Consider the following 18,402-nt stretch of genomic DNA (forward strand, 5'->3'; position numbering starts at 1 on the left):
CCTTATTGGCCGGTGATCAGCTCGCGCCAGGAGACGCGTCTTGTCTTCTGGTTGCTAGATGCCACCGGGATCTCGATGGTCACCGTGGTGCCATTGGACAGGTTGATGACGGCCACCACCTTGCCATTGGGCAGGCGCACCAAGGTGGCGGCACTGGCCAGCGCCGAGATGCCGTTGCTCGACAGCAGACCACCGATGTCGTTGCTGCCGGGCACCGCTAGACCCGTGCGGTAATTGACATAGATGATATTGCTGGTACCGCCAGGGCTGCAGGCACTGTCGTCACTCGGCACATTGGTCGTGAACACCAGCGTACCCAGTTGCAAGGCGGGGTCGGTATTGGCGCGCTCACCTGAGGTCGGCAGATCCACATACCAGCCGCGCATGGTGTCGAAGTCCACGTCATAGCTGACCGTCGAGCTGGCTGTGCGCTTGTTGTTGCTGTCGGTGTAGGTCTGTTTGACAAAGCAGTTGACTTTGCTGGTGCCCGAGCAGGTGCTTTCACGTGGATTGCCATAGGCGCTATTGGCGTCCTTGATCGCGTAGATCGACTGCACATCGGTATTGGCGATATCGGAAACACCGAGGTAGCGACCGGTTCCGACAAAGACGACGCGGGCGTCTCCGACCTTGCTGACCTGCGGGCGGGCGGTGATGGCTTGTGCCGTACTGCTGTACTGCAAGGTGGCCAGCTTGGTGACGGGTGCATCGCCGCCGGCGGAGGTCAGTGCACTGATGTCCATCCGCCAGACATTGCCCAACAGATCACCGCCATACACGGTGGTGGCCTTGTTGTTGGTCATGGCCGTTTCTGAATAGGCCAGGATGCGCGCCAGACCCGAGGGGTTGGCTCGTGAGCCTTCTCCGGTGGAGATCTTCTTGATGATGGCGCCGGTTTTGGCGTTCAGCACCCAGACAAAGCCGCCGCCGGTGGCATTGGTGGCCTCGTTGTTGTTATAGCCCGAAGTGACCAGCACCACCCAGGTGCCATCCGAGAGCTTGGTGATGACCGGCGTGCCAAACGAGTAGCCCAGATCGGCATCACGGGTATAGCCATTGCCCGCTGCGGTGTCAGCAGTGAACTCCCACAACACGGCAGGTGCAGCGGGGTCTGTCACGTTCAGTGCATAAAAGCCGCGGCCACCACGGCCCAAGCCGCCCACCAGAATGGTATGCCAAGCATCATCGTAATAGACATCGCCTTGTTGGGGGGTGGCATTGACATAGTACTGGTGGTTGTTGCTGTAGTTCTTGTCGGCCAGCTTGTAGAGGCGCGACAGCAGCATCGACGGAATATAGGCCCAGGATTCGGAACCATTGTCGGCATTGAATGCATGCAGCATGCCGTCATTGGCACCGACATACACCATGCCCTGGCGGCTGGCCTTGTCCGACTTGAAGGTGGTGTAACCGGTGTCCGCGTAGTTGTACATCGGGCGCTTGATGTAGACAGCCTGCGAATCCACGATATCGCCCAGCACATGTGCGCGCTGGCGGTAGTAAGTGGTCTTGTCCGGCCCTTCATTGCTGCGGTCACCGCGCAGGAAGTTCACCAGGTTGATACCTGCTGCACCTGTGGTGGTGCCGGCGGTGGTGCTGTTGGCCTTGGCTGCGGCATCCAGGCAGGTATCGCCGGCGTCGCACATCTGGGACAGCGAGCTGATGGCGCTGAGATTGAACAGGTTGCGCATGGTCGCACCCATGGATGACCAGTCAAAAGCGACGCGAGCGCTGCCATCGTAGGTGTAGATGCTGCGTTGGCTGTAAGTCCGGTTGTCCAGCGAGGGGGTAGCCAGAGTACGGTTGGCGGCGTTGGAATAGACGGTGCCCGACTGCGACCAATCGGCATCGGGGATCTGGGCGCCCGTGTCCAAATCGAGGCGATAGCGTGCCAGTTCGCCATACCAGTCGACCGACCGGAAAGTGGACTGGAACACGAAGTTATCCCCCTGAACGGTATTGGGATTGCTAGTGGTGGCCGCTGCAGCATTGCCGGTAGCCGCCGAGACGCTTTGCAAGAAGTTACTCAGGCCTGTTTTGAGCGCGGCAGGGTTGCTAGCACTGTAATAGGTTCCGCGGCCGTTGACGGCGGTGTGCCAGAGGTCATCGATGGTGGTCTGGGTGTCGGAGACGGGCGTGGGCCAATTGCACTGGCCTGAGTTTTGCCAGCTGCAAATGCCCTTGGCGCGGGTCTCCGCCGAGGTCTGGGTTCCTTTGAGAATGTCGTAATAGTCGCCACTGGTAGCGCTGGCGTAGTTGCTCTGGTAGCGCATGTAGCCTGACGCACCCAGACCCACGGTGGAGGTAAACATGCGCTGCTGTCCATCGGGCACATTGTTTGAGGCAACATCGGTGCCACCACTGCCGGTCGCATTGTTCAGCGCCGTGGTGCGCAGGTCCGTGTTGTAGTAGTACGCGGCGACGTCCGCCAAGGTGTTGGAGCGGTTATTGCCATCCTTGTAAGGGCGCGCTGCACTGCCGTCCTCATCGCCGATGCTGGTGCTGCCATCCACCTGGGTGCCGCCACTACCGTTCCAATAGCCATCGGTAGACAGCATGGTGTAGTTGCGCTGGCAGGCATATTGCATGGGGTCGGTGACGGTAACACCTGATTTCTTGCCGCTTGATGCTGACGTCCACAGCTGTTGCACGCCATTGAGCTTGCCCGCATAGAGCTGCCCTGCAACCGACAGCGACACACGCAGCGACGTGCCGTTATTGGGTACAGCAGCAGTGAGTTTTGCGTACCATTTAGACTTTTGCTGACCTGCTTCGGCGTTGAAGGTATTGACATTCAAGAAGTCGCTGTTGGCGTCGTCCGTATTCTTGCTGCCGGTATTGCTGTTGTTGCCATTGTTGTTGTTGATGGTCATGTAGCCCAGGCGGAAGCTGTCATCCAGTGTGGCGAACGCATTGGATGTGGCCGTCTTGGTCATCTGCATGCGGGTGCGGTAGTAGGCCCACCAATTGGCGTAGTTGGTCATCTCCTCGTTGTAGGTACAGACATTGCCAGCGCAATCGCTGCGGGAGGATGCTTTGGCGGTGGTACCTGGATACGGGTAGGTGCTGCCGCTGACGATGTTGGTGAGGATATTGCGGCCAGGTACATTCGAGGTGGCTCTGCCACCCGAGAATGCCGTGGCATCGACGGTCAAGCTGCTGGTCTTCGTCACCGCCGGGGTGGCTGTCAGGTTGCCCAGGCTGCTTGGTGCGGTGATGGTCACTACGGCGCCACTTCTGGTCGCTGAGTAACCGGCGACGGTACAACTGCTGAACAGAGGAATACTCGCAGTGCAACGGTTGATCATGGTGACAATGGACGCCGCAAGGTTGTTATTGCTGCTGCCGCTGGCACTGGACGACAGAATTTCAAGACCATTGACTTTGATGCTACTAACGCTGCGGCTGCTGCTGGCTTGTGAAACCGTCAACTGTGCAGTCGCTGAGGCAGCCGCAATGGGCTTGCCCGGATAGCGCGCAATGGTATAGGTCTTGCCATCGCCTGGGTCTGTCTCGATGCGAGAGGCTTGGCAATCCGTCATGGTGTCATCACTGCACCAGCGCAATTTGGCAGCAATCGGGTATTCCGTCGATGCTGTCGTCTGGGTGTTGCACTCCTTCAGGTTCGCGGACTTGCAGTATTCGCCAGACACAAAGGTGTAGTGCTGAGCCGCATACGTGGTGCCCGTCAGATCCTGCGTAGCGCCGGCATCGGTGCGCGTGAACAGGTTGCGCTGCACGGAGGAGTTCCGGTCTGAGAACTGGGTTGCAGCAGTCTGCACACCGAAACCGTCGTAAGGAACCCGGGTCCAGCCCGAGGTATAGCTCGCAAAGCTGGTTCCATCGTACTTTTTAGGCGGCGTATAGGTGATGGCCGGATCGTAGTAGATGCCGTTATAGCCGCTGTTGCGAATCAACTCTGGAGGATTGGCGGTGTCGTCGCCCTGGCCCTGATTGACCCAGTCGGGCATGAAGTCCCACTTCATACTCCCCGAGTCATCCAGCACAAAGAAGATATTGGGCTTGACCTGGGTGGCGGTCGAGGTTTGCAGCGGAGCGGTGGCTAGATCAGTAGAGGCAAAAGCCTGTACGGCGATGAGCAACATGCCCGCACTGATGGCTTGCATTAAGGGCCTGCCGAGTGCCATCGGGGTAGATAAATAGGTCATGGCAGCGGATCCAAAGATAGATGCTAAAAAAATGGGTCTACATGGCCACCATGGCTTGGACAAAGCTCACGGTATGGTTGGGGCCCTGCACGCGCACGGTGATGCGGTAGTACACCTGGCTGACGGAGTACAGGTTGATGCCCTGCGTGTCGCAGCTGCTGCCGCTGGTACAGGTGCCGCCTGAGGAATTGGGCGAGGTGGAGCAGAACACGCCTGTGCTGCCGCTGTCGCCAGCGGCGCTGCACATGCGCTGAATCACGTAGGCCGAAGTGTTGTCCGCGCCATCGGCCGACAGTGTCTTGACGGCATTGGCGGGTACCAATGTCTTGTCCCAGAAGTCGGACCAGGATTCTCCCGCCGTGGGGTTTTGTGCCACGGCAAGGTAACCGTTGGATTTGTGGTCACAGGCCAGCACCTTGGTGCCCGGGTCGCAGCTGCCTGCCTTGCCGTTCTGTTGCTCAAGCCAGGAGATGGCGTTTTCCACGCCCAGGTCGGCCGAGTTGGTGGCTGCCTTTTGGAAAGAAAGATTGCCGGCAATCAGGTTGGAGGTGAACACCGACTTGGTGAGCGCCAGGGCGCCCAGGATCAGTGCCACCAGCACGATCAGCGCAACAATCATGACGACACCGCGTTCTTGACGGCGTACAAAGCTATGGGAGCGATTCAGCATCCGCTTTCTCCTCCTTGGTAACTGGGCTGGCCGCCCTGCCAGAGCATGTTGCGCAAGGGTACGGCGGTCTCCACGGTCTTGTAGCGGTAGTGCTTCCAGTCGGAGCCATCGCCCAAGGTGAAAGCAATGCCTTCGCTGCCGGCCCAGGTGGGCACGGCATCAGTCACCACCTCCTTGTCGTACTGACCGCCACGGGCTACCACGGCCAGGCGCAAGGTCAGCAGACGAGCCCATTCGCAGGCGGGAAAGGTGCTGGAGCTGGGGGTCGTTCGGTCAAAATCCGTCACCACTCCGGTCATCGTGCCTGCAGTCTTGTCATGCCCATATTGCGCACGCAAGCTCACGACGTTGTTGCCTACCGGAACCCAGACATCGCTGTTGAGTGTGCTGGTGTACGAGGTCTTGCTGCAGTTGTAGGCGGTGTAGTCGCAGACTGTGAGATTGCCATTGCGTACTGCGTAGGCGCGGACAACGGGCCTTGCCCCCAGGTTGTAGATAACGTCGCCAGCCTTGATACCGCTCACGCCGGCTGCCACGGCGATGGTCCCATCGCCGGGAACATTGGTAACGCGGTCGGTTTTGACGGCACAGGTCGCAGTGCGCGGAAGGGATACAGCGATGGTCCTGTCATTTTCCGCGAAGGAGGGGGCGGTGGTCATCTTGTAGCTGGTGCTGGAGCTGGCCGCTATCAGGGCATCGCCTTCCCCTGGGCTGTTGCTGCTGCCGTACATCACCAGCAGCGTGTCGGTGTTCGCATCACCAGCGGGCACCAGGTTCGTGGCTGGATTGATGACCACCGGCCCAATGCTCAGGCCCGTGGTAAGCACACCGCTTTCTTTAGACGGTGTAAAAGTCAAGGTACAACCCAGCAGGTTCAGCGAGTTGAGTCCATAGCCGGACATGCGGATATCGCGCTCAAGACCCGACAATGCAATGGAGGCATTGATCTGGGCATCGTCACCACTGGTGGTGTTGCGCCGGGCACCGTCGGATTGCATCAGCACCTGGGTCATGATGATGACCCCGATCATGCCAATCACCACGGCCACCATGATTTCGATCAGGCTGAAGCCCGCTTGGCGCGAGCGAGAGAGGGAAGTAGTCATTTGATGACAGCGATAGCGGTGTATTGGTGCGCGGAGCTCTCGTTATGGGCCTGCCACTTGATGACGATCTCCGCCTGTGTGCTGACCGCAATGCCGGTGGCACTGGCGGGCCCATCGGTAAAGCTGATGGTGGGCTTTAAGCTGTCACTGCCTTTGACGCCGGGCAGCTGCGAGTTCTCTACCGTCGTGAGCCAATGGGTAAAGCCATCTCCGGTAGAGCTGAAGTTGGTGCTGAGCGTGGCATGGTTGCTGGACCACATGCGGCTGATCAGGTCGTTGGCGAGGGACGCCGCCTTGGCGCGGTCTTCCGCAGCGGTAGCCTGTTTGATCGACGCCGCTTGCAGGCCCACCACGCCCAAAATCCCCAGCGAGAAGATAAGAATGGCGATCAGTGCTTCAAGCAACAAGACGCCGCGCTGCTGGGAAGGCTGCTGCTGGCGGCGTTGCATGCGCGGCAAAGGGATGGATGACTTCATGGCACTCTCCTTCAGCACTTGAGCGCGTCGCCTGCCGTCGAAATGGCCGGGTCGCACATGCGCACCTGACCTGCGGGGCTGACGGTGATGTTGAGGCAACGGATTTCGCCACCTGCTTGGACGCAGCTGCCTTCGGTGGCGGTGATTTGCACAGTCATGGCTTCCGGTGCCGTGGTGGTGGGTTCGGTGGTACTGGCCTGTTGGCCAAGACCATTGAACGCAAATACGGTTTGCGACGCATTGACCTTGACGTTGGCAGAATTGGCGACGGCGCCCTTTTGCAAGATCTTGGGCTCGGTGCTGTCATCGATGGCGCTGGCGCAGCTGGATGCAGGGTTGGATGCGGATCCCAGGCTGGTAACCCAATAGTGACCGCTGGAGCTAAGGCTGCAGTCATTGTTCAAGTTGTCCACCACCTGAACGCGTACTACCTGGTTGCGGCGCACGGCCTCGGCCCGGGCTGCCTGCATGCTGTTATGCAGGCTGTCGGCGGCGGTGCGGATGCGGGAGTTCTTCATCCACACGACCATGGATGGCATGCCGAGCATCAGCACGATAGCCACGATGGTCAGACCGATCATCAACTCAATCAAGGTCATGCCGCGCATGCGCGACCGGGCACGTGGACGCACAAGGCCTAGCATGTGCCGCCCTTGCCGGTGATCCAGCAGGTGTCGGAGGTGGTCCAGCGGCTGGGCACGGCCGTCGTGGCTTTGCCTCCCGCCTGGTTCACGGTATAGGTGAAGCCGCTCATGGGCCCCTTGCCGGTCGCGGTCAAGGTGTAAACGGTATCCGAGCTGGCCGAACAGCTGATATTGAAATACTTGCCGCTGTTGTTGTCTGCTGGCAGTGCGCCGCAAGCGCTGTCGGTATTGCGGTACTTGCGGTTGTCCTGGAACCACTGCTCCATCTTTACCTGGTAGGTGGACAGGGCTGCCGTGGCCTCGGGGATGCGTCCTCGTGTCACGTAATCACGGTATGAGGGCAGTGCAATGGCGGACAGAATACCGATGATTGCCACCACGATCATGACTTCAATCAGCGTAAAGCCCTGTTGCCAGGGTCGGGTGGAGGAGAGCTTGCGGATCATGCAATCACCATGACTTTGTTTATTGATAACAGCTATGTTGTTATAACTTGCGAGTTTGGTGACATTAAAGCAATCGAGCGCAGATGGGTGACCGGCCGGAGCCAGTGGCGGCTTCGGCGTGATAAACGGTGCAGCGCAGCGCTGGGGAGATATTTCTCAGCCTCTACGCAAACTGGGGCAGAATGGCGCGGCACTGTCTACCGAGCCCCTGCGTGGGCTGAATGCCATGTTTGATCTGAAGAAAATGCTCCCTGGCTGCGAAGCCGTCATCGTCGACCTCGACGGCACCATGGTCGACACCATGGGGGACTTTGCCGAGGCGCTCAACCGCATGCTGGCCGATCTGCAGCTGCCGGCGATTGATGTGCAGACCATCGAGCCCATGGTGGGCAAGGGCTCGGAGCATTTGCTGCGGGCGGTGCTGACCCATGTGCTGGCCCAGGTGCACCAACCGATCGGCCAGCCGGTGCCGGCCACCGAGATCGACAACCGCTATGCCCAGGCCTGGGAGCGCTACCAGCACCACTACCTGGCCATCAATGGCCGCTTCTCCCGCGTGTATGACGGGGTGGAGAAGGGGCTGGCGCAATGGCGCGCCAAGGGGTTGAAGATGGCCTGTCTGACCAACAAGCCACTGTCCTTTGCCGAGCCGCTGCTGCGCGCCAAGGGCCTGCGCGACTATTTTGACCATGTGTTTGGCGGTGACTCCTTTGAGCGCAAGAAGCCCGATCCGCTGCCGCTGCTCAAGACCTGCGAGGCGCTGGGCAGCAAGCCGGCCCAGACCTTGATGGTGGGCGACAGCAGCAACGATGCCGAGGCGGCGCACAACGCGGGCTGCCCGGTGGTGCTGGTGAGCTATGGCTACAACCATGGCCAGCCGATCCGCCAGGTGGCGGCGACCGGCTATGTCGATGCGCTCAGCGAGCTGCAGGCCTAAGGCGGCCCCGCCGCCCAGACCGGTACTGAGAAGAGCAAGACGTGGACGGACTGCATTTGACCGCCGACCTGTATGACTGCCAGTGCCCTGCGGCCTGGCTGGTCGATGCGCAGGCGCTCGCTGCGCTGTGCAACCAGGCAGTGGCCGATGCGGGGCTGACGCGCATGCATGACAGCTGGGTGCCGTTTCCCAGCCACAACGGCCAGCCCGGCGGCGTCACTGGCGTGGTGCTGCTGGCCGAGTCGCATGTGGCGATCCACACCTGGCCGGAGCTGGGCCATGTCACGCTCGATGTCTATGTCTGCAATTTCTCGGGCGACAACTCGGCCAAGGCGCAGCAGGTCGTCGATCGCTTGGTGGGCGCCTTGCAGCCTATGCGCTGCCAGCACCAGCGGCTGCAGCGGGGCAGTCTGCAGGCCAGCGGGGGGGCAACTGCCGGCTTGCCGCGCTGAAATCCCCCGTTTTCTGGTTAATCCCCGGTTTTCTGGTTTTTACACCGTCGTTTGCAGATTCGTTTGCTACACTAGGCGCCATGTTCATCCATCACGCAGTCATTACAGGTCGTTCCGACCGGGGAGCTTGGCCCTGGCGTAAGCCTGTATCTATGACTGTTTGACTGCCGCTGGGTAACACGCCCCAGCGTGCGCCCGAGGGCTGGTTGCAAGACCAGTCCACCAAAGATGAACTGCAGCGCACGATACGCACACATCCAGCGTGCGCTGCTCAAGCTGGGGATGGTTCTTCGTGATCACCGAACTCGAATTCAAAAGTCTGGCCAACCAAGGCTACAACCGCATTCCTCTCGTCGCAGAAGCGTTTGCGGATCTGGAAACCCCTCTGTCCCTGTACCTCAAGCTATGCCACACGCATGACGATGGCAAGCACAGCTTTTTGCTCGAATCCGTCGTCGGCGGCGAGCGTTTTGGCCGTTACAGTTTTATTGGTCTGCCCGCCCGCAGCCTGCTGCGCGCCAGCGGCTTTGGCGCCGAGGCCCGCACCGAGGTCGTCACCGATGGCCAGGTGGTCGAGACCCATGCGGGCAATCCGCTGGATTTCATTGCCGATTACCAAAAGCGCTTCAAGGTCGCGCTGTCGCCCGGCCTGCCGCGCTTTTGCGGCGGTCTGGCCGGCTATTTTGGCTATGACGCGGTGCGCTACATCGAGAAAAAGCTCGAGAACAGCTGCCCGCCCGACAGCCTGGGCACGCCCGACATCCTGCTGCTGCAGTGCGAAGAAGTCGCCGTCATCGACAACCTCTCGGGCAAGCTCTACCTGATCGTCTACGCCAACCCGGCCGAGGCCGAGGCCTATTCAAAGGCCAAGAAGCGCGTGCGCCAGCTCAAGGAGCAGCTGCGCTACTCGGTCAGCGTGCCGCAGATCAAGGCCGGTGACAGCTACCCTTCCGAGCGTAGCTTTGCGAAAGCCGATTACCTCCAGGCCGTGCTCGACGCCAAGGAGATGATTGCCGCGGGCGACTTCATGCAGGTGCAGGTGGGCCAGCGCATCCAGAAGCGCTACACGGAGAACCCGCTGTCGCTGTACCGCGCGCTGCGCTCGCTCAACCCCAGCCCCTATATGTACTACTACCACTTTGGCGATTTCCAGGTGGTGGGGGCCAGCCCCGAGATTCTGGTGCGCCAGGAGCAGGTCGAAGAAGGGCAGAAGATCACCATCCGCCCGCTGGCCGGCACCCGCCCGCGCGCGGCCACGCCAGAGAAAGACAGGGCCACCGAGCAGGAGCTGGTGAACGACCCCAAGGAGCGCGCCGAGCATGTGATGCTGATCGACCTGGCGCGCAACGATATCGGCCGCATTGCCAAGACTGGCTCGGTCAAGGTGACGGAGGCCTTTGCGGTCGAACGCTACAGCCATGTGATGCACATCGTCAGCAATGTCGAAGGCATTTTGAACGACGGCATGACCAGCATGGATGTGCTCAAGGCCACCTTCCCGGCCGGCACCCTGTCGGGCGCACCCAAGGTGCATGCGATGGAGGTGATCGACCAGCTTGAACCGGTCAAGCGCGGCATTTACGGCGGCGCCTGCGGTTACCTGAGCTTTGCCGGCGACATGGACCTGGCCATTGCGATCCGCACCGGCGTCATCAAGGACGGCATGCTCTATGTGCAGGCTGCGGCCGGCGTGGTCGCCGACTCGGTGCCCGAGCTGGAGTGGAAAGAGACTGAACACAAGGCGCGCGCACTGTTGCGTGCCGCTGAACTCGTTGAGGAAGGACTGGAATGACCCGCGCTATCGACAAAGTAGAAGACTGCAACACCATGGCCGATGTGCGCCGCAATGTGAATGCGCTCGACGACATCCTGGTGCCTTTGCTGGTGGAGCGCGGCGGCTACATGACCCAGGCCGCCAAGGTCAAGAACAACCCCGAGCTGGTGCGCGACGAAGAGCGCATCGAAACCATCGTTGCCCGCGTGCGTGAACGCGCGGCGCTCGAAGGCGGCCAGCCCGATGTGATCGAGGCCATCTACCGCGCGATGATGGAGGCCTATATCGCCTACGAGCACCGCGAACTGGCCCGCCTGCAGGCGGGCGGCACACCCCGGGAGTGACGATGAAAAAACTGTTGATGGTCGATAACTACGACAGCTTCACCTACAACATCGTGCAGTACTTCGGTGAGCTGGGGGTCGAGGTCGTCGTGGTGCGCAATGACGAGACCTCGCTCGAGGCCATCGCTGCCCACCAGCCCGATTGGCTAGTCATCTCGCCCGGGCCCTGCTCGCCGGCTGAAGCCGGTATCTCCATCGCGGCGATCCAGCACTTTGCCGGCAAGCTGCCGATTTTGGGCGTGTGCCTGGGCCACCAGGCCATTGGCGCGGCCTTTGGCGGCCAGGTGGTGCGGGCCGTGCAGCAAATGCATGGCAAGACCAGCGTGATCACGACCACGCAAGCGGGCGTGTTTGCCGATTTGCCTGAACAATTCACCGTCAACCGTTACCACTCGCTGGTGATCGAGCGCAGCAGCTGCCCCGATTGCCTAGAGGTGACTGCCACCAGTGAAGATGGCGAAATCCAGGGCGTGCGCCACAAGAGCCTGCCGATCCAGGGCGTGCAGTTCCACCCCGAGAGCATCCTCACCGAGCATGGCCACGCGATGCTGAAGAACTTTCTGGAGCAGCGCTGATGATCGAGCTGCACCAGTTGCTGATGTTCATGGCAGCTGGCTGGCTGCTCAACCTCACCCCGGGCCCGGACGTGTTCTACATGCTCAGCCATGCGGCGCGCCAGGGCTGGCGTGCCGGCCTGGTGGCCAGCGCCGGCATCACCGCCGGCTGCATGGTGCATGTGGCGGCCGCTGCGCTGGGCGTCGGTGCCTTGCTGGCGGCCTCCGCCACGGCTTTTGGCGTGCTCAAGTGGCTGGGCGCGGCCTATCTGCTGTGGATGGGCGTGCAGATGCTGCGCAGCAAAAACAATAGCAAGCTGGTGTCACCTGCCGGTACGGAGCCGGGCTTGTCCGAGCCCGATACCAGCCTGGCGCGCATCTTCTGGGGCGGCTTCTGGACCAATGTGCTCAACCCCAAGGTCGCGATCTTCTTTCTGGCCTTTATTCCGCAGTTCATCGCCGCTGACTATGCCCACAAGAGCCTGGCCTTTGCCGCGCTGGGGCTGCTCTTCAACCTCAACGCCATACCCGTCAATGTGCTTTGGGTGGGGATGGGTGCTGGCATGGCGCGGCGCGCGGGCTGGCTGCGCCAGCGGCTGCACTGGCTCGACCGCGCGGCCGGCGCCATGTTCATTGGCTTTGGCCTCAAGCTGGCGCTGAGCGACAAGCCCAGTGCCTGACCTCCCCCCCAGATACAGCGAGAACCCCATGTCGATTACTCCCCAAGAAGCGCTGCAGCGCACCATCGAGCACCGCGAAATCTTCCACGACGAGATGCTGCACCTGATGCGCATCATCATGCAGGGCGAACTCTCCCCGGTGATGACTGCCGCCATCCTGACGGGCCTGCGCGTCAAGAAGGAAACCATTGGCGAGATCAGCGCCGCCGCCCAGGTGATGCGCGAGTTCTCCAACAAGGTCCATGTCGCTGATCGCCAGCACCTGGTCGACATCGTTGGCACCGGTGGCGATGGCGCCAATACCTTCAACATCTCGACCTGCTCGGTGTTTGTGATTGCCGCGGCTGGCGGCAAGGTCAGCAAGCATGGCGGGCGCAGTGTCTCGAGCAAATCGGGCAGTGCCGATGCGATGGAAGCGCTGGGCGTCAACATCCAGCTGAGCCCCGAGCAGATCGCCCAGAGCATTGCCGAGGTGGGCATCGGCTTCATGTTTGCGCCCAACCACCATCCGGCGATGAAGAACGTGGCCCCCGTGCGCAAGGAGCTGGGGGTGCGCACCATCTTCAATATCCTGGGCCCGCTCACCAACCCGGCCGGCGCACCCAATATCCTGATGGGCGTCTTCCACGAGGACCTCGTCGGTATCCAGGTGCGTGCGCTGCAGCGCCTGGGCGCCGAGCATGCGCTGGTGGTCTATGGCCGCGACGGCCTCGACGAAATCAGCCTGGGTGCCAGCACGCTGGTGGGCGAGCTCAAGGACGGCGTGGTGCGCGAATACGCGATCCATCCGGAAGACTTTGGTATCCAGATGGTGGGCACCCGCGCCTTCCGCGTGGACAATGCCGAGCAGTCCAAGGCCATGTTGATGGGTATTTTGCAAGGCGAGCTGGGCCCCGCCCGCGATATCGTCTGCCTCAACGCCGGCGCGGCACTCTATGCGGCCAATGTGGCCAGTTCGATCGAAGATGGCCTGCAGCGCGCCCGCGCCGCCATTGACAGCGGTGCGGCGCTGCAAAAACTGCAGGACCTGGTGGCGCTGACGCGCCAACTGGCCGCCTGAGCGGGCCGCCCTACACAAGGAAAACTATGTCCGATATTCTCAAAACCATCTGCGACGCCAAGCTTATCGAAGTGGCCGACGCCAAGAAGCGCATCCCCTTCGAGGCCATGCGCCGCGACGCCGAAAGCCGTGTGCTGACCCGTGACTTTGTCGGCGCGCTGCGCGCCAAGATCGCGCAAGGCCAGGCCGCCGTGATCGCCGAGGTGAAAAAGGCCAGCCCCAGCAAGGGCGTGATCCGTGCCGACTTTGACCCGGCCGACATTGCCCAGAGCTATATGGTGGGCGATGGCAAGACCAGCGCCGCCTGCCTGTCGGTGCTGACGGACCGCCAGTTCTTCCAGGGCGAGCCTGATTTTCTGAAGCAGGCCCGGGCCAGCACCTTGCTGCCGGTGCTGCGCAAGGATTTCATGGTCGATCCCTACCAGATCTATGAATCGCGGGCGATGGGCGCCGACTGCGTGCTGCTGATCGCCGCCTGCCTGGACGACGCCCAGATGGCCGAGATGGAGCAGATCGCACGCAGCCTGGACATGGCCGTGCTGGTTGAAGTGCATGACGGCGCCGAGCTGGCGCGTGCGCTCAAGCTCAAGACGCCGCTGATCGGTATCAACAACCGCAACCTGCGCAGCTTTGAAGTCAGCATCCAGACCACCCTGGATCTGCAAAAGCAGGTGCCTGCCGACCGCCTGCTGGTGACCGAGTCGGGCATTGCCAGCCCGGACGATGTCAAGACGCTGCGCGAGGCCGGCATCCACGCCTTCCTGGTGGGCGAGGCCTTTATGCGCGCCGATGAGCCGGGCGACGCACTGGCCAAGCTGTTCGCCTAAAGCAGCAAAGCAACCGGTAGCGGTGCAAGGCCGCTACTGCGCAGCGCGCGCCTTGGCCAGCTGGTCCTCAAACCAGCGCTGGCTGTGCGTTTCAGGCTGGCCGGGGCAACGCACCAGATAGGGCTTGCCCGACATGCTGCTTTGGCTGGCCGCACGCGCAATAAAGTCCTCGGCCGTGGGCGCCAATGCTCTTTTTTGCAGGTAGCTGTACTTGCGCTGCAAATGCGCGCTGGCCTCGCTGGCGCTGTACCACTGGCCATTGCGGGCAAATTCACAGCCCGACTGCTGCAAGGCCTTGAACAGCGCATGAATCTCGCGCTCGGTGGTGCTGGTGTCGCTGCTGGCGGTCTGCGCGCCGGCTGCCAGGCTGTACAGCAAACAGGCTGCCGCCAGGGCCTGGCTCCAGGGGTATCGTTGTTGGGGCATAGCGCGTCAAGCAGTGTGGTGGGTCTGGCAGCGCAGGCGCTGTGCTAGTATCAATTGCGAATAATTCCCATTTCTAAACTCAGAAATGGGTTTTTCTTCGCCTCTATCCCCTCCTACCTGGCCAGCGGCCCCCTGCTCAGCAAGGGGCGCCGGCCTGTTTGCCCTTGTTTGTCCATGAGTATCCATGATCGCCAAGTCCCCCCAGCGCCCAGCGCCTTTGTCCTACCACCATCGCGTCTGCGCGGGCTCGCTGCCAGTGCAGCGCTGGGGCTGACCGTGCTGGGCGGCTGCGCCAGCGCACCCGAGCACCCAGCGCCTGCGCAGCTGCTGCACATCGGGCAAACGGTGCAAGGCCAGCTGGCCCCTGGCGCCCAGCAGCGCTGGCAGCTCGACGCCCAGCAGGTCCCCGCCGGCAGCGTGGTGCGTGCGGAGGTGGATGGCAGCGGTGTGCAGCTGGATCTGCAAGATGCGGCAGGCCGGCATCTGCGCCGCCTGCTGCGCAGCGATGGTGTGGGGGAGGGCTTTACCTGGCAGGCCCAGGCGGGCGACCAGCTGTTGCTGCACTGGAATGCCCAGCCGGCAGTGGCCTATGCCAGCAGCAACGCCGAGGCCGGCCAGCTGCCCGCGCAGGCGACTGCCGGGCATTACCGCCTGGAGATCCAACGCGCCTGGGTCCCGCGCGCCGACCAGTCGGTGGCCTTGCCCAACCAGCCGCTGCAAAGCCCGCGCCTGCAGGCCCTGGCGCGCGACCTGGAAGGTGGCGGCAGCAGCGATGCATTCTGGCAAGAGATGGCCAAGAGCGGCACGCCCTTGGTGGAGCCCTGGAGCGACAAGAAGCGGCTGGTCACCTTTTTGTGGCGGGGCGCGCAGCACAGCGTGCGCCTGTTTGGCAGCCCCTCGGGCAACCATGAATCGCTGCAGCGCCTGGGCAACTCGGATGTCTGGTGGAGCAGCTTTGTGATGCCCAGCGATGCGCGCCTGAGCTATGGCATGGCGCCCGATGTGCCCAATATCGAAGGCACGGCCATTGAGCAGCGCCGCAGCATTCTGGCGACCTTGCAGCGCGACCCCTTGAACCCGCGCAGCTGGGCCGCGTCGGACGATGGCGCTGCAGCGGTGGACCAATACCAGGGCCGCTCGGTACTGCAGCTGCCCGATGCGCCGGCGCAGCCCTGGTCGCAGCCGGCCAACGGGCCGTTGCCGGGCGATCTGCAGCGCCACTGGCTGCATTCGGCGGCCCTGGGTCATGGCCGTGATGTCTGGATCTACCGCCCGGCTAGCTGGGCCCAGACCGCCCCGGAGCAGCGCGCCTTGCTGGTGCTGTTCGATGCCCATGCCTATCTGCGCCAGGTGCCCACGCCGCAGATCACCGAGCGGCTGCAGGCGCAGGGCTTGATCCCGGCCACGGCCGTGGTGCTGGTGGCCAATGCCAGCAGCGAGCTGCGCAATACCGAGCTGCCGCCCAACCCGGCGTTTGCCGATTTCATGGGCCTGCAGCTGATGCCCTGGCTGGCCACGCAAGGGCTGGATGTGCCCGCTGCGCGCACGGTGATTGCCGGCTCCAGCTATGGCGGGCTGGCATCGAGCTATATGGCGCTGCGCCATCCGGAGCGCTTTGGCAATGTGCTGAGCCTGTCGGGCTCCTACTGGTGGGCGCCGGAGGCTGAAGCGCCCAATGCGATGGCGCGCTGGTGGGCGGAAGCGCCCCGCAAGGACATCCGTTTTTACCTGGATGCGGGCCTCTACGAAAGCGCACGCGGCGGGCAGGCTGGCATTCTGGAGACCAGCCGCGAGCTGGGCGATGTGCTGCGCGCCCAGGGCTACCGCGTGACCCAGCGGGAGCACAGCACCGGCCACGACTATGTGCACTGGCAGGGCTCCATCGCCTGCGGCCTGGTGGCGCTGCTCAACCCCGCAGCACTGCCTAGGCAACAAGCCGTCTGCCAAGGGCGATAGTGCAGAGGCGCCCGCGCAGCGTGCACAATGCGGGCATGCAACTGACATCTGAAGCGCTCCATGACCACCAGGTGGCTGCCGGCTGGCAAGCCACGGTGGACCAATTCTTTGCAAGCTCCAAGGGCCAGCAGCTGTCGCAGTACCTGCAGCAGCGCCTAGACGAAGGCGCGGTGGTCTTCCCGCCCGAGCCGCTGCGCGCTCTGCGCCTGACCCCGCCCGAGAGCGTGCGCGTGGTCATCCTGGGGCAGGACCCCTACCACGGGCGCGGCCAGGCCGAGGGCCTGGCTTTTTCCGTGGCCTCCGGTGTGCGCCTGCCGCCATCGCTGCAGAACATCTTCAAGGAGATGCAGCGCGACCTGGGCGTGCCTTTTCCGCCTTTCCCCGATCCAGGCGGTAGCCTGGTCAAATGGGCCACCCATGGCGTGCTGCTGCTCAACACCTGTTTGACGGTGGAAGAAGGCCAGGCCGCCAGCCACAGTGGCAAGGGCTGGGAGCTGCTCACCGATGCGCTGATCCGCCAGGTGGCCGAGGGCGACAACCCGGTGGTCTTCATGCTCTGGGGCAGCCATGCGCAAAGCAAGCGCGTGCTGATCCCGCAGGACCGGGGCCACCTGGTGCTGACCAGCAACCACCCCTCGCCGCTGTCGGCGCTGCGCCCACCGGTGCCCTTTATCGGCAATGGGCACTTCAGCCAGGCGCAGGCGTTTCGCAAGCAGCTGGGTCTGTAAGAACCTGTTTTAGCGCGGGCCCGGCAGCGCCTGCAGCTCCTGCACCAGCAGCCCCAAAAAGGCCTGGGCGGCGGCGGGCAGCTGGCGGCCCGCCAGGGTTTGCACCTCGATATCGCGCAGGTCCAGGCCGGCGTCAGTCAAGGGGCGGGCCACCAGGCTGCCCGCTGCCAGCATATGGCGCACCCCCACTTCGCTGGAGACGGTCACGCCCCCGCCATGCAGCGCGAAATTGAGCAAGGTCTTGGCATGGTTGGTCGTCAGCACCGGGTCCAGCTGCAGGCCCTGGCGGCTGCAGGCCAGGTCGATCATCTGGCGGATCGCTGTCTCGGCCGGCGGCAAGGCGAGCGGATGCCGGGCCAGCTCGGCCAAAGTGAGCGATGCCTGGCGCGCCAGCACATGGCCGGGCGGCAACACGGCCAGCACCGGCGCGCTTTGGCGGTGCACCACGGCAATGTTCTTGAGCGGCGAGATGCTGAAGCGCAGGCCAATATCGGCCTCGCCGGCCAGCAGCTTGGCTGAGACCTGCAAGGTCGGCACCATGCTCACCTCAAAGCGCAAGCCCGGGTGGCGGCGCGCAAAGGCCACGCAGGCCTGGGGCAGCAGCTCATTGGCAAAGGCATCCGAGGTGGCGATGCGCACCATGCCGGCGCGCAGGCTGTCGAGGGCGTGGATGGCATCGATGGCCTGCTCGGCATCCAGGCTGATGCGGCGCGCCAACTCGGCCAGAATCTGCCCGGCCGCCGTGGGCTGCATGCCGCGCGCATGGCGCTCGAACAGCGCCGTGCCCAGCTGGGCCTCCAGCCCGCTGATCTGGCGGCTGACGGCCGAGCTGGCCACATGCAGGCGCAGGGATGCAGCGCTGACCGAGCCGCATTGCACCACCTCGTGGAAGTAGCGCAGCGCGGTGTCCTGCAGATGGGTAGGCGGGCGGTTGGGCATGGTGGTATTGCGCAAATGAATGGTCTAAGCATAAACCCATTGCCGTATCGGCAAACCTACCTTGCCAAATCGGTGGTGGTGCCTGCTGTCACAGGCTTTTAATATGCAAGGCTTCACGCAGGCGCCTTTGCCCCAGCGCGCATGGCACACCCGCCATGGGCGCAAAGAACCGGTTGTTCTGGCCCGCGCCACAAGCGCAGAGTGCTTCGCAGAT

Annotated in this window: 18 protein-coding genes; 10 read left to right on the forward strand and 8 right to left on the reverse strand. The window is 62.7% G+C overall.

Annotated features, from left to right (window positions below; translation table 11 throughout):
- Positions 1–2 precede the first annotated feature (2 nt).
- The 6 genes from WH265_RS21530 to WH265_RS21555 all read right to left on the reverse strand — a co-directional run bounded on the left by WH265_RS21530 (position 3) and on the right by WH265_RS21555 (position 7,511).
- Entirely contained in the window at positions 3–4,106 is a 4,104-nt protein-coding gene (locus WH265_RS21530; RefSeq protein WP_339559607.1) for a pilus assembly protein, read from the reverse strand.
- Positions 4,107–4,206: 100 nt separating this feature from the next.
- Entirely contained in the window at positions 4,207–4,839 is a 633-nt protein-coding gene (locus WH265_RS21535) for a pilus assembly PilX family protein (RefSeq protein WP_339559608.1), read from the reverse strand.
- Positions 4,833–5,945 carry a PilW family protein gene (locus WH265_RS21540; protein WP_339559609.1) on the reverse strand — a complete coding sequence of 371 codons (1,113 nt, stop codon included), beginning with the start codon at positions 5,943–5,945 and terminating at the stop codon, positions 4,833–4,835. Before WH265_RS21540 ends, WH265_RS21535 begins: the two co-directional genes overlap by 7 nt.
- A complete protein-coding gene (gene pilV, locus WH265_RS21545) occupies positions 5,942–6,421 on the reverse strand; it encodes a type IV pilus modification protein PilV (protein WP_339559610.1) in 480 nt (159 codons plus the stop codon). Before pilV ends, WH265_RS21540 begins: the two co-directional genes overlap by 4 nt.
- 11 nt (positions 6,422–6,432) lie before the next feature.
- Positions 6,433–7,029: a pilus assembly FimT family protein gene (locus WH265_RS21550; RefSeq protein ID WP_339559611.1), complete on the reverse strand. Its 597-nt coding sequence runs from the start codon at positions 7,027–7,029 to the stop codon at positions 6,433–6,435.
- Between the two features lie 29 nt (positions 7,030–7,058).
- On the reverse strand, positions 7,059–7,511 hold the full coding sequence (locus WH265_RS21555) for a type IV pilin protein (protein ID WP_339559612.1): 453 nt from the start codon (positions 7,509–7,511) through the stop codon (positions 7,059–7,061).
- A gap of 226 nt (positions 7,512–7,737) precedes the next feature.
- On the opposite strand from WH265_RS21555, the gene gph reads away from it, so the two are divergent.
- The 8 genes from gph (at position 7,738) to trpC (ending at position 14,139) form a co-directional block, all read left to right on the forward strand.
- Positions 7,738–8,448: a phosphoglycolate phosphatase gene (gene gph / locus WH265_RS21560; RefSeq protein WP_339559613.1), complete on the forward strand. Its 711-nt coding sequence runs from the start codon at positions 7,738–7,740 to the stop codon at positions 8,446–8,448.
- Between the two features lie 41 nt (positions 8,449–8,489).
- On the forward strand, positions 8,490–8,900 hold the full coding sequence (speD, locus tag WH265_RS21565; protein WP_021025704.1) for an adenosylmethionine decarboxylase: 411 nt from the start codon (positions 8,490–8,492) through the stop codon (positions 8,898–8,900).
- 292 nt (positions 8,901–9,192) lie between these two features.
- A complete protein-coding gene (gene trpE, locus WH265_RS21570) occupies positions 9,193–10,692 on the forward strand; it encodes an anthranilate synthase component I (RefSeq protein ID WP_339559614.1) in 1,500 nt (499 codons plus the stop codon).
- On the forward strand, positions 10,689–11,018 hold the full coding sequence (locus WH265_RS21575) for a chorismate mutase (RefSeq protein WP_021025706.1): 330 nt from the start codon (positions 10,689–10,691) through the stop codon (positions 11,016–11,018). The genes trpE and WH265_RS21575 overlap by 4 nt, the downstream gene beginning before the upstream one ends.
- Before the next feature lie 2 nt (positions 11,019–11,020).
- A complete protein-coding gene (locus WH265_RS21580; protein ID WP_339559615.1) occupies positions 11,021–11,593 on the forward strand; it encodes an anthranilate synthase component II in 573 nt (190 codons plus the stop codon).
- The gene (locus WH265_RS21585) at positions 11,593–12,252 is read left to right on the forward strand and encodes a LysE family translocator (RefSeq protein ID WP_339559616.1); all 660 of its coding nucleotides are present in this window, start codon (positions 11,593–11,595) and stop codon (positions 12,250–12,252) included. The genes WH265_RS21580 and WH265_RS21585 overlap by 1 nt, the downstream gene beginning before the upstream one ends.
- Positions 12,253–12,280: 28 nt before the next feature.
- The gene (gene trpD / locus WH265_RS21590) at positions 12,281–13,312 is read left to right on the forward strand and encodes an anthranilate phosphoribosyltransferase (protein WP_339520150.1); all 1,032 of its coding nucleotides are present in this window, start codon (positions 12,281–12,283) and stop codon (positions 13,310–13,312) included.
- A gap of 26 nt (positions 13,313–13,338) precedes the next feature.
- A complete protein-coding gene (gene trpC / locus WH265_RS21595; protein WP_339520148.1) occupies positions 13,339–14,139 on the forward strand; it encodes an indole-3-glycerol phosphate synthase TrpC in 801 nt (266 codons plus the stop codon).
- Between the two features lie 33 nt (positions 14,140–14,172).
- Here trpC and WH265_RS21600 read toward each other — a convergent pair whose 3' ends face one another.
- Positions 14,173–14,565, reverse strand: a complete 393-nt coding sequence (locus WH265_RS21600) for a DUF5329 domain-containing protein (protein WP_339559617.1) — start codon at positions 14,563–14,565, stop codon at positions 14,173–14,175.
- Between the two features lie 174 nt (positions 14,566–14,739).
- Between WH265_RS21600 and WH265_RS21605 the strand changes: the two genes are divergently transcribed.
- Positions 14,740–16,521 carry an enterochelin esterase domain-containing protein gene (locus tag WH265_RS21605; protein ID WP_339559618.1) on the forward strand — a complete coding sequence of 594 codons (1,782 nt, stop codon included), beginning with the start codon at positions 14,740–14,742 and terminating at the stop codon, positions 16,519–16,521.
- Between the two features lie 35 nt (positions 16,522–16,556).
- Positions 16,557–17,249 (forward strand): uracil-DNA glycosylase, encoded by a 693-nt coding sequence (locus tag WH265_RS21610; RefSeq protein ID WP_339559619.1) that lies wholly within the window; start codon positions 16,557–16,559, stop codon positions 17,247–17,249.
- A 9-nt stretch (positions 17,250–17,258) separates the two neighbouring features.
- On the opposite strand, the gene WH265_RS21615 is transcribed toward WH265_RS21610, so the two are convergent.
- Positions 17,259–18,188, reverse strand: coding sequence for a LysR family transcriptional regulator (locus tag WH265_RS21615; protein ID WP_339559620.1), 930 nt, complete (start codon positions 18,186–18,188; stop codon positions 17,259–17,261).
- Positions 18,189–18,402 lie beyond the last annotated feature (214 nt).

It is taken from the genome of Comamonas sp. MYb396 (assembly GCF_037479555.1).
In the GTDB taxonomy this organism is placed as follows: Bacteria; Pseudomonadota; Gammaproteobacteria; order Burkholderiales; family Burkholderiaceae_C; genus Comamonas.